Origin of the sequence: Gemmobacter sp. 24YEA27, assembly GCF_030052995.1 — a bacterium.
Lineage (GTDB): Bacteria > Pseudomonadota > Alphaproteobacteria > Rhodobacterales > Rhodobacteraceae > Pseudogemmobacter.
Genome location: NZ_JASJPW010000002.1, coordinates 484,696 through 495,000, shown reverse-complemented (window position 1 = coordinate 495,000; position 10,305 = coordinate 484,696). Strand labels below are relative to the sequence as shown.

Here is a 10,305-nt window from a genome sequence, read left to right as displayed (position 1 = left end):
ATCACCAGCGACCGCGCGGCGATCCGGCTTGTTGCACCGCTGAAGGTCTGGGCAAGGGTCAGGGTCTCGCCATCAAAATCCGTCACCACCTCAAGCGTGCGATAGGCGATCTGCCGGCGGGCAAAGCTCTGATGCACCAAAGGCTGTTCATTCGTCATGATGCCCCAGGCCGCCGCCGCACCGGAATTGGTGATATAGGTGACGGCATGACCCTGATCGGCCAGCATTTCGGCAATCGCCGAGCCCATATAATAATTGTCATAGTCGAACACCGCGACCGGCCCCTCGGGGCGGGCACCTGCCGCGAGGTCGTCAGGGGTATAGACACGCGGGCCCTCGATCCGGCCGGCGGGCAGTTCATTCATGCCGCAGGTCACCGGCAGCCAGCGCGCACCGGTCGCCACGACCACATGCTGCGCGCCGAATTCCAGCACATCCGCCGCCTGCATCGGGCTTTCAGGGAACAGGGACACATTCGGCATCTGCGACAACCGCCCGAGCCGGTATTCCGTCACCCGGTTCCAGGCCGAAAGGCCTGGGAGCCGCGATTCAAACCGCAGGCGCCCGCCAAACTCGCGCGCCTGATCGGCAAGCGTCACCCGGTAGCCCCGGCGCCCCAGCGTCAGCGCCGCCTCCAGCCCTGCAGGACCGCCACCGACCACCAGAACGCTTTCAGCCTCCCCCTGAATGGCGGGCGCCGTCACCGGCACCTTTTCCGGATGCCAGCCGCGCCGCCATTCCTCACCTGCGGTGGGGTTTTGCGTGCAGCGCACCCAGACCCCGTCATGCCAGGAGGAAATGCACAGGTTGCAGCCGATACATTCGCGGATCTCGTCCTCGCGCCCGGTGCGGATCTTTTCGGGCAGGAACGGATCAGCGATGGACGGCCGCGCGCCGCCGATGAAATCCAGCACGCCCCGCCGCAGCATCGAAACCATCGTATCGGGCGAGGTAAAGCGCCCCACCCCCACAACCGGCTTGTCGGTCAGCTGTTTGACGAAAGAAATCACCGCCTCATGGCTGCCCTCGGGCGAATAGCGCGAGACCGAGCAGTCGGTCGAAGAATAGTCCATCTTGACGTCAAACAGGTCAGGCGCATCGGCCAGAAGCGAGATCACCTCATGCGCCTCGCTTTCGGCAGAGTCGGACGGCCGGGCGCGCAATTCCTGCAGCGAGATGCGCAGCGCCACCGCCTGCCGGCCATGTGTCGCCTCGCGCACGGCGTCGATCAGCTCGGCCAGCAGGCGCACGCGGTTGCGGGCGCTGCCCCCATAGGCATCGGTGCGCTTATTATAGTCAGAGAGCAGGAACTGATAGGGCAGATAGCCCATGCCGGCATAGACATAGAGGATGTCAAACCCCGCCTGTTCGGCCCGGACCGCCGCATCCGCATGCCAGCGGATCAGATCACGGATGTCGCTGCGGTCCATCACCCGGGGCCGTGCAGAGGACATAAAGCCCGGATGCCCCGCCATCCAGGGCACGCCCGAGGGCGACAGCGACGCGAGCCGCGTGGTGCGGTTCATCGTCACCGCGCCGCCATGCCAGAGCTCGACCCCGGCCAGCGCGCCATGTTCGTGCACCGCATCGGTCATCAGCGCATGGGCGCGGATATCGGCCTCATCCCAGAGCGTTGCCGCCGGAAAAGGGCTGTCATCCGACGACGGATGAACCGAGCAGGCGCCGGTCGAGATCACGCCCCAGCCGCCCTCGGCCTTCATGGCGCGGAAGGCCGCGCGTACATGCGGGGCCGCATTTGTCATGCCACTTGCATGCGGGACCTGGAAAAAGCGGTTCTTTGCGAGTTTCGGCCCGATCGCCAGCGGCTCAAACAGCACATCATAGCGCGGATTCCTGGCGGTTGGCTGCGACATCGGACCATCCTTGTTGAACATATATATAGTAGCGATGTAAATTTCAGCGGGTCAAGCCCGTTCGATGCAGTGATATAAGAATAATGCCTGATCAATTCCGTGAGAACATTCAGGCTGTCAGCACGCAAAAAATCGTTTGCCACTAGAAATTCTTTATTGCATTGTTGTTCAACAAAGGAGCCGCTATGCACGATCACAGCCAGTTCCAGTACCCGGTTCGCATCATCGAGAACCTGTTTATCCCGCTGAATGACGGGACCAGACTGGCGGCAAAGCTCTGGCTGCCTGTCGGGCCGGACGGGGCAGATATGCCCTCGCCTGCGGTGCTCGAATATCTGCCTTACCGCAAGCATGATGGCACCCGCACCCGTGACAATGCCATGCATGAATATCTGGCGGGTCACGGCTATGCCGCCATCCGCGTCGATATCCGCGGCACCGGCGAAAGCGACGGCATCATCACCGACGAATATTCGGTGCAGGAACAGATCGACGGCTGCGAACTGATCGCCTGGATCGCCGCTCAGGGCTGGTGCGATGGCCAGGTCACCATGATCGGCATCAGCTGGGGCGGATTTAACGGGTTGCAGATCGCCGCGCGCCAGCCGCCAGCGCTGAAAACCGTGATCACCGTCGGTTCGACCGATGACCGCTTTGCAACCGATATCCACCGGGTCGGCGGCTGCCTGTCAAAGGATGATTTCGACTGGTCTTCGACCATGTTTGCCAATAATGACCTGCCGCCGGATGAGGCGATCGTCGGGCCGCGCTGGCGCGAGATCTGGATGCAGCGGATCGAGGCGAATTTCCCCTGGATGCTCACCTGGCTGCGCCACCAGCGCCGCGATGACTACTGGAAACAGGGCTCGGTCTGCGAGGATTTCTCAAAAATCACCATCCCGGTCTATGCGGTCTCGGGCTGGGCCGACAATTACTCCGAGGCGGTGCCGCGCCTGCTGGCCGGGCTTTCGGGGCCACGGCTGGGGCTGGTCGGCCCCTGGGCCCATTCCTACCCCTATGATGTGTCGGTCGCGCCCGCCATCGGCTGGTTGCAGGAAGTGCTGCGCTGGTGCGATCACTGGATGAAAGGCCGCGAGACCGGCATCATGGACGAGCCCCTTTACCGCACCTGGATGCAGGAGCCCGTGCCGCCGCGCACCTGCTACCTGGAGCGCCCCGGCCGCTGGATTGGCGAGCCGTCCTGGCCATCGCCACATGTCACGCCGCGCATCCTGCATCTGAATGCCGGCCACCAGCTGGGCGAAGAGGCCGGGCCGGTGCAGGGTCTGCCGGTCTGCTCGCCCCTGTGGGTGGGCCTGACCGCCGGCGAAGTCGGGCGTTATGGCGAGAATGCCGACTGGGCCACCGATCAGCGCATGGATGATGGCGGCAGCCTCGTGTTCCTTTCGGACCCGCTGCCGGCGCGGATCGAGCTGCTTGGCGCGCCGCAGGTCTTGCTGCGGTTTGCGTCTGACAAGCCGATGGCGCTGGTCTCGGTCAGGCTTAATGATGTGGCGCAGGACGGATCTTCGACCCGGATCGGCATCGGCATCCTGAACCTCACGCATCGCAGAAGCCATGAATTTCCCGAGCCGCTGGTGCCGGGCCAGCTGGCCGATGCCACGGTCGAGATGGAGGATCTGGCGGTTGCCGTGCCGGCAGGTCACCGGCTGGCAGTCTCGATCTCCACCACCTACTGGCCGATTGCCTGGCCCTCGCCCGAGCCTGCGACGCTGACCATTCAGACCGGCGAGAGCCGTCTGATGCTGCCGGTGCGGGCACCGCAGGCGAGCGATGGTGCCCTGCGCGCGTTTGACCCGCCGGTTTCTGCGGAGAACACACCGCAAATCTCGCATCCGGTCGAGGCTGCGGCCCGGCGCGAGGTGCGCCATGATCTGCTGACCGGCCGCATGACCGTCGATTTTCCGCGCTGGACCGGCATCAGCGAGATGCCCGATATCGGCCATATCCACCGCGCCGAATGCCTGTCGCGCTATGAAATCACCGAGGGAGATCCGCTTTCAGCCACCACCCTCACCAAATTCCGGGTGGAGATCGAGCGCAAGGGCCTGACCGCAAGCCATGAAAGTGAGGGGCGGCTGACCTGCGACGCCAGCAATTTCCGTGTTGAGATGACGGTGACCATCCGCGAGAATGGTGCGGTGATCTTTACGCGCAACTGGGATGAGAGGATCGCTCGTGACCATCTCTGACCCCGAAGCTGATCCTCTGCTTTGCGCGCCGCTGCGCCGGGCCCGCGTTGAGGACACAAGGCCCGGACCTGACAGGCCCCTGCGCCAGAGGTACCGCAGATGCTGAGTTATGCCATCCGGCGCATCGGGCTTGCGATACTGATACTCGTGATCGTTATGTTTGCGATGTTTGCGATGGTGTTTCTGGTGCCGGGCGACCCGGCATCCCTGGCGCTCGGACCAAGGGCCACGCCCGAGCTGAAGGCCCAGCTCAACACCAGAATGGGCCTTGATCAGCCGGTGCTGACCCAGATCTGGAACTTCTTCTCGAACGCGTTGCGGGGCGATCTGGGCTATGATGTCTGGTCAAAGCGGCCGGTGCTGGATCAGATCCTGGAAGTCTTTCCCAATACGCTGATCCTCGGGCTGGTCGCGCTTGGTATGGCACTGGTGTTCGGCGTGGCGCTTGGCTGTGTCGCGGTGGTCTGGCGCGACACCTGGATCGACCGGCTGCTGGGGGTGCTGTCGGTTTCGATGATTGCCGTGCCCTCGTTCGTCATTGCGCTTTACTCGCTGCTGATCTTTGCGGTCTGGCTGAACTGGTTGCCCGCCATCGGTGCGGGCCAGGCCGGAGATCTCGGCAGCCAGATCCGCGCGGTAATCCTGCCGGCCTTTGCCATCGGCATCACCTGGGTCGGCTATCTTGCCCGGCTGGTGCGCGCCTCGATGCTGGAGGTGATGGGCGCCAGCCATGTCCGCACCGCCCGCGCCTTTGGCCTGTCCGAGACCAAGATCGTTACCCGCTACGCGCTGCGCCTCGCGATCATCCCGACCATTGCGATCCTTGCAGTCGGGTTCGGCTCCATCCTGTCATCGGCGGTCTTTGTCGAGACGGTGTTTTCGCGGCCCGGGATCGGCTCGCTGATCACCTCGGCGGTGGCAAAACGGAATTACCCGCTGGTGATGGGCACGGTCCTCTTCATGACCGCCTTTTACCTCTTTATCGTCACTGCTGCCGATCTGCTGATCGCGCGGCTTGATCCGAGGGTTCGCGATGTCTTCCGCAGCTGAACCGGCGCCCGCCGATCCCCTCTCTCGGGTGCGCCCGCAAGGCGCCTTCTCCAGGCTGATGTCGGATCCGATGGGCGCGGTTGGCGCGATCCTGGTGGGCAGCTTTCTGCTGATTGCGATTCTGGCCCCCTGGATCACCCCTTTGATCCGCTGAAAATCGACGTGAAGTCAAAGCTCCTAGGCCCGAGCCTCACCCATCTGGCGGGAACCGATCAGCTGGGGCGCGATACTTTCTCGCGGTTGATCATGGGAACCCGCAACGCGCTGGCCATCGCCCTTGGCGCCACCGGAATCGCCGGGGCCATCGGCCTTATCCTCGGGCTGATCGCAGGCTATGGCCCGCGCTGGCTGGACGGGCTTCTGGTGCTGGTGCTGGATTCCCTCTCATCCCTGCCGATGATCCTTTTCGCACTGGCCGTGATCACCGTCATAGGCCCGGGCACCCAGACGCTGCTGCTGGTGATCGTGCTGGTCTCGATCCCGGGCTATGCAAGGCTGATCCGGGCGCAGGTTCTGGGCCTGAAGAACGCCGATTTCATCGAGGCCGAACGCACGATGGGCGCCTCGACTGCGCGCATCCTGTTGCGCCATCTCCTGCCCAATGTGGTCGGACCGCTGGTAATCGTGCTGTCCATGGATGTGCCGGTGGTCATCATGCTTGAGGCCGGGCTCTCCTACCTCAACCTTGGTGTCAAACCGCCAACGCCTTCCTGGGGCAACATCCTTTATGACGGCTATACCTCGCTCCGGCAGCAGCCGACGCTGGTGATCGCGGGCGGTATTCCTCTGGTTCTGGCAACCATCGGCTTCACTTTCCTGGGCGAGGGCCTGCGCGATGCGCTTGATCCGAAACTGAAGCGGAGGCAGGCATGAGTGCCCTTCTGGAAGTTACCGGCCTGCGGCTGTCCTATGGGCCGGTCCAGGCCCTGCGCGGCGCCAGCCTGACGGCGCGGGCCGGCGAGGTGATCGGCATCGTCGGCGAAAGCGGGTGCGGCAAATCCACGCTTGCCTCGGCCCTGATCGGCCTGCCGGCCCCTGGCGCCACCCTCTCGGGCGAGTTGCGGATCAGGGGGGAGGATATGATCACCACCACCGAGGCGCGGCGGCGCGAGTTGCGCGGCGACAAGGTGGCAATGATCTTCCAGGACCCGATGAGCGCCTTCAACCCGGTGCTGACACTGGGCCAGCAACTGGTCGATTTCCAGCATCGCGCACGCGTGTCACGCGCGGAAAAGCTGGCTCGTGCCCGTGCCATGCTGGCAAGCGTCGGCATCCCCGACCCGGAGCTCGTGCTCAGGCGCTACATGCATGAGCTGTCGGGCGGCATGCGCCAGCGCGCGGCGATTGCGGCGGCGCTGATGATGCAGCCGGATCTGCTGATTGCCGATGAGCCGACCACCGCGCTGGATGTGACGATGGAGGCGCAGATCATCCACCTGTTTCGCGAATTGCGCCGACAGTATCAGGGCTCCATCGTGATCGTCACCCATCATCTGGGCGTGGTGGGAGAGCTGTGTGATCGTGTCTATGTCATGTATGCCGGCGAGGTGGTCGAAGAGGGCACCACCGATGAAATCTACCACACTGCCCGCCACCCCTATGCCCGCGCGCTGATCGCCTGTGATCCGGCCCATATTCAGGGCCCTGTCGCGCGCCTGCCCACGATTCCGGGCCGCCTGCCGGATCTGACGGCACCGCCCGCCGGCTGCGCCTTTGCCAGCCGATGCCCGCAGGCAGCCCCGGCTGTGCCCACCCCGTCCCGCGCGTGCGGCTGAGCGAAAGCCACGCGGTCCTGTGTCATCAGGTGACGCCATGAACGCGCTTTACGAGGTCAGCGATCTGCGCGTCGATATGGCGCTGCCGGGCGATCTCCTGTCGGCCCTGCTGCCCTTTCGCCGTCCGGTGATCAACATCCTCAACGGCATCACCCTGACCCTGAACCGGGGCGAGACGCTGGGGATCGTCGGCGAAAGCGGCTCCGGCAAGACCACCCTTGCGCGCACCATGCTTGGCCTTGTGCCCGCAAGCGGCGGCCAGCTGCGCTTTGACGGCGAGGCTGTCGGCCCCGCGCAGATACGCAGGCTGCGGCGCGAGACCGCGATGATGTTTCAGGACGCTGTCGCCTCGCTGTCGCCCCGGATGCGGATCGGTGACCTGATCACCGAACCCTTCGTGATCCATGGCCCGACCCCCGCCAACCGGCAGGCGCGCGCGCGGGAGATGCTGGCGCGGGTCGGCCTGCCGCCCGCCATGGCAGACCGCTATCCGCATGAGCTGTCGGGCGGCCAGGCCCGGCGGGTCAGTGTGGCGCGCGCGCTGGCGCTTGATCCGGCTCTGGTCATTGCGGATGAGCCGACAGCGGGTCTTGATGTCTCGATCCAGGGAGAGATCCTCAACCTGCTCTCGGATCTCAAGGAAAGCCGCGGCGTCAGCTTTCTGATCATCACCCATAATCTGGCGGTGGTGCGTAATACCGCCGACCGCATCGCCATTCTCTATCTCGGGCGGCTGGTCGAAACCGGGCCTGCCGCAGAGGTCTTCGCGAGGCCCGCGCATCCCTATACGGCCAGCCTGATCGCGTCTGAGCCAGATCCCGATCCGCGCCGCCGCCGCGCCGATCTGGCGATCAAAGGAGAGATCCCCGGCCTCCTGCGGCGCCCGAAAGGCTGCGAATTCCACAGCCGTTGCCCGCGGGCGATGAACCTGTGCCGCGAGACACGCCCCGCTTTGCGCGAGATCGCCCCGGGGCGGTCTGTCAGCTGCCATCTCGCCGTCCCTGATTTGCCTGACTTGCCCGCAGCCCGGGCCAATTAAACAAAAACCGACAGTGGAGAGACATCATGACCTGGAGCACCGATCGCCGCAGCCTTCTGAAAGCCGGTGGCGCCTTTATGGCAACCCTGACCGCCGGGATCCCGAACCTCGCCTGGTCACAGTCCGGCAGTACATTGCGCCTGCGGGTTGCCGGCGATTTTCAGGCCATTGATCCCTATAATATGGTCGGCGCAATAGACGACATCCTGCAACGCTGCTGCACGGTCACCCTGGTACGGCTGCCCGACATGCGCGAGGTTCAGGCGGTCTCCCCCTATGCCGCCAGCCGTTACGAATGGACCAGCCCGACCACGCTGGAATTCACCTTGCATGACGGGCTGAAATGGACCAGCGATTTCGGCCCTGTCACCGCCGAGGATGTGAAATATTCCTTCGAGCGCCTGGCAGGCTCTGACAGCGCCTGGGCCTATCAGTTTGAAAAACTCGATCGCGTCGAGGTGACGGGGGAAAAGACCGGCATCATCCACCTGACAGACGCCTTCCGGCCCTTCGAAGTGATCGCCCTGCCCTATTACGGCGGGCATCTGGTCTGCAAAGCCGCGACCGAGGCGGCGGGCGGATCTTTCACCACCGAATTTCCCGCGCAATGCGGCCCCTATCTGTTCGACACATGGGAGCAGAACGCGAAGATCACCCTGCGCCGCAACCCGGACTGGCCGCTGGAAGCACCCGCGTTCGAGAGGGTGGAATTCTACATCGTCACCGATGACCAGGCGGCGCTTCTGGCCTATGAGGCCGATGCCTTCGATTTCTCGGCCCTCGCGGTCAGCGGGTTTGCCGGCCTCAAGGCCGCGCCGCCCGCAGGTGCCAGCCTGATCGAGTCGCCCTCGACCCGCTATGCCTGGCTGACGATCAATATGAATGCGACCCAGCTGCAGGATGAGCGGGTGCGGCGCGCGATCCAGCTGGCCTATGATGGCGAGGCAGTGATCGAGGGCGTCTATGACGGGCTGACCAGCCGCGCGACCGGCGTCGTGCAATCGGGCGGCCAATATGGGCGCGCGAAGAACATCTATGATCCGCGCGATCCTGACCAGGCGCGCGCCCTGCTGGCCGAGGCCGGCGCCGAAGGGATCACTCTGCAGCTTTACTGCCTGACAGACCAGACCTCGCTTTCGACCGCGCAGATCATCCAGGCCAGCCTTTCCGAGGTTGGCATAAATATCGAGATCCAGCCCAGTGAGGACGCGGCTTACTGGGCGCTTGGCGACAAGACCGCCGGCGAGGGGTACAAGGAAATCGAGCTTGTGCTGATGAATTTCGCCGGCGGAATCGAGCCTACCGAAAATCTGGTCTGGTTCCGCCCCGATCAGATCGGCATATATAACTGGTCTTTCTTTAACAGCCCGGAGTATGAAACGCTTTACCAGGCCTCGCTGACCGAACAGGACATTGCGAAACGCAAAGAGATCTTCAACAAAATGGAGGATCTGATGGAACTGTCGGGCGGCTTTATCTTCATCTGTTTCGAGCCTTATCTTGCTATTCACGACACCGGGCTGAAGCCGGTCATTCTGGCGGACGGGCACCCGGACCCTACCCGCTTCACCGCCGGCTGAAAGTCCGGACCGAACCATAGCTGAAAGGACGGGGGCGGCTGCCGCCCCCGGCAGGAATGACCCAGAGCACCGAAGGCCCCCGTTTCCGACGCTATTCCAGTGAGACCCGCGCCGCCATGCTGGTTGAAGCCGGGCTGGCCTGCCTTGCACGCGGCGGCATCACGGCCTTCACGATTGACAATATCTGTGCCGAGGCCGCGGTCTCACGCGGGCTGATCAACCATCATTTCGGCTCGAAAGACGGGCTGCTCGCGGCCTGCTATGCCACGATGTATGACAGGTTTACCAGCGCGGTAGCGCCTGACGCCTCCGCCCTTCGTGGTGAGAGTTCCGGCCTTGTACATCTGGTCGAGGCCAATTTCGCGCCCGCAGTGTTCAACCCCGACAGCCTGCGGATCTGGCTTGCCCTCTGGGGGGAAATTGCCAATAACCCTGCCCTGCGCAATGTCCACCGCGCCCGCTATCAGGACTTTCTGTTCCAGGTCGCCCGCGCCGTAACTGAAACCGCCAGCAGCCGCGGCCTCACCGTCAACGCCCATTCCGTCGCGGTTCTGTTCATCGCGCTGAGTGACGGGCTCTGGCTGGAGCAGGGCATCGACCCCACCATGCTTTCGCGTGATGCGGCCCGCCGGGCGTGCTATCATTTCCTTGAAAGCTTCCTCGGGCCGCTTGATCCGATGAACCTGGCGAAGCCGCCGGGAGAGGCACCGGCCTGACCTCACGCCGCAGCCAGCGTCATTCCAGACTATGATGAAGCGGATCGCACAGGGGCCG

9 protein-coding genes (1 of these 9 only partly in view) are annotated in these 10,305 nt (G+C 64.0%); 8 read left to right on the top strand and 1 reads right to left on the bottom strand.

Annotated features, from left to right (window positions below; translation table 11 throughout):
- Nucleotides 1-1,874: the 5' portion of an FAD-dependent oxidoreductase gene (locus QNO18_RS19885; protein WP_283179256.1), read on the bottom strand. It extends 241 nt beyond the left edge of the window; only the first 1,874 of its 2,115 coding nucleotides appear in the window; its start codon is at nucleotides 1,872-1,874; its stop codon lies beyond the left edge, outside the window.
- Nucleotides 1,875-2,059: 185 nt separating this feature from the next.
- On the opposite strand from QNO18_RS19885, the gene QNO18_RS19880 reads away from it, so the two are divergent.
- The 8 genes from QNO18_RS19880 to QNO18_RS19845 all read left to right on the top strand — a co-directional run bounded on the left by QNO18_RS19880 (nucleotide 2,060) and on the right by QNO18_RS19845 (nucleotide 10,247).
- A complete protein-coding gene (locus QNO18_RS19880; protein ID WP_283179255.1) occupies nucleotides 2,060-4,087 on the top strand; it encodes a CocE/NonD family hydrolase in 2,028 nt (675 codons plus the stop codon).
- Nucleotides 4,088-4,186: 99 nt separating this feature from the next.
- The gene (locus QNO18_RS19875; protein WP_283179254.1) at nucleotides 4,187-5,137 is read left to right on the top strand and encodes an ABC transporter permease; all 951 of its coding nucleotides are present in this window, start codon (nucleotides 4,187-4,189) and stop codon (nucleotides 5,135-5,137) included.
- Entirely contained in the window at nucleotides 5,121-5,291 is a 171-nt protein-coding gene (locus QNO18_RS19870; protein WP_283179253.1) for a hypothetical protein, read from the top strand. Before QNO18_RS19875 ends, QNO18_RS19870 begins: the two co-directional genes overlap by 17 nt.
- An 8-nt stretch (nucleotides 5,292-5,299) precedes the next feature.
- Entirely contained in the window at nucleotides 5,300-6,010 is a 711-nt protein-coding gene (locus QNO18_RS19865; RefSeq protein WP_283179252.1) for an ABC transporter permease, read from the top strand.
- Nucleotides 6,007-6,912: an ABC transporter ATP-binding protein gene (locus tag QNO18_RS19860; protein WP_283179251.1), complete on the top strand. Its 906-nt coding sequence runs from the start codon at nucleotides 6,007-6,009 to the stop codon at nucleotides 6,910-6,912. Before QNO18_RS19865 ends, QNO18_RS19860 begins: the two co-directional genes overlap by 4 nt.
- Nucleotides 6,913-6,949: 37 nt before the next feature.
- Nucleotides 6,950-7,951, top strand: coding sequence for an ABC transporter ATP-binding protein (locus tag QNO18_RS19855; RefSeq protein ID WP_283179250.1), 1,002 nt, complete (start codon nucleotides 6,950-6,952; stop codon nucleotides 7,949-7,951).
- Between the two features lie 26 nt (nucleotides 7,952-7,977).
- A complete protein-coding gene (locus tag QNO18_RS19850; RefSeq protein ID WP_283179249.1) occupies nucleotides 7,978-9,531 on the top strand; it encodes an ABC transporter substrate-binding protein in 1,554 nt (517 codons plus the stop codon).
- Nucleotides 9,532-9,587: 56 nt separating this feature from the next.
- Nucleotides 9,588-10,247: a TetR family transcriptional regulator C-terminal domain-containing protein gene (locus QNO18_RS19845; protein WP_283179248.1), complete on the top strand. Its 660-nt coding sequence runs from the start codon at nucleotides 9,588-9,590 to the stop codon at nucleotides 10,245-10,247.
- Nucleotides 10,248-10,305 lie beyond the last annotated feature (58 nt).

Excerpts from the sequence above, each read along its gene's own strand:
- QNO18_RS19880 (WP_283179255.1), top strand. The coding sequence starts at position 2,060 with ATGCACGATCACAGCCAGTTCCAGTACCCGGTTCGCATCATCGAGAAC.
- QNO18_RS19875 (WP_283179254.1), top strand. The coding sequence starts at position 4,187 with ATGCTGAGTTATGCCATCCGGCGCATCGGGCTTGCGATACTGATACTC.
- QNO18_RS19870 (WP_283179253.1), top strand. The coding sequence starts at position 5,121 with ATGTCTTCCGCAGCTGAACCGGCGCCCGCCGATCCCCTCTCTCGGGTG.
- QNO18_RS19860 (WP_283179251.1), top strand. The coding sequence starts at position 6,007 with ATGAGTGCCCTTCTGGAAGTTACCGGCCTGCGGCTGTCCTATGGGCCG.
- QNO18_RS19855 (WP_283179250.1), top strand. The coding sequence starts at position 6,950 with ATGAACGCGCTTTACGAGGTCAGCGATCTGCGCGTCGATATGGCGCTG.
- QNO18_RS19850 (WP_283179249.1), top strand. The coding sequence starts at position 7,978 with ATGACCTGGAGCACCGATCGCCGCAGCCTTCTGAAAGCCGGTGGCGCC.
- QNO18_RS19845 (WP_283179248.1), top strand. The coding sequence starts at position 9,588 with ATGACCCAGAGCACCGAAGGCCCCCGTTTCCGACGCTATTCCAGTGAG.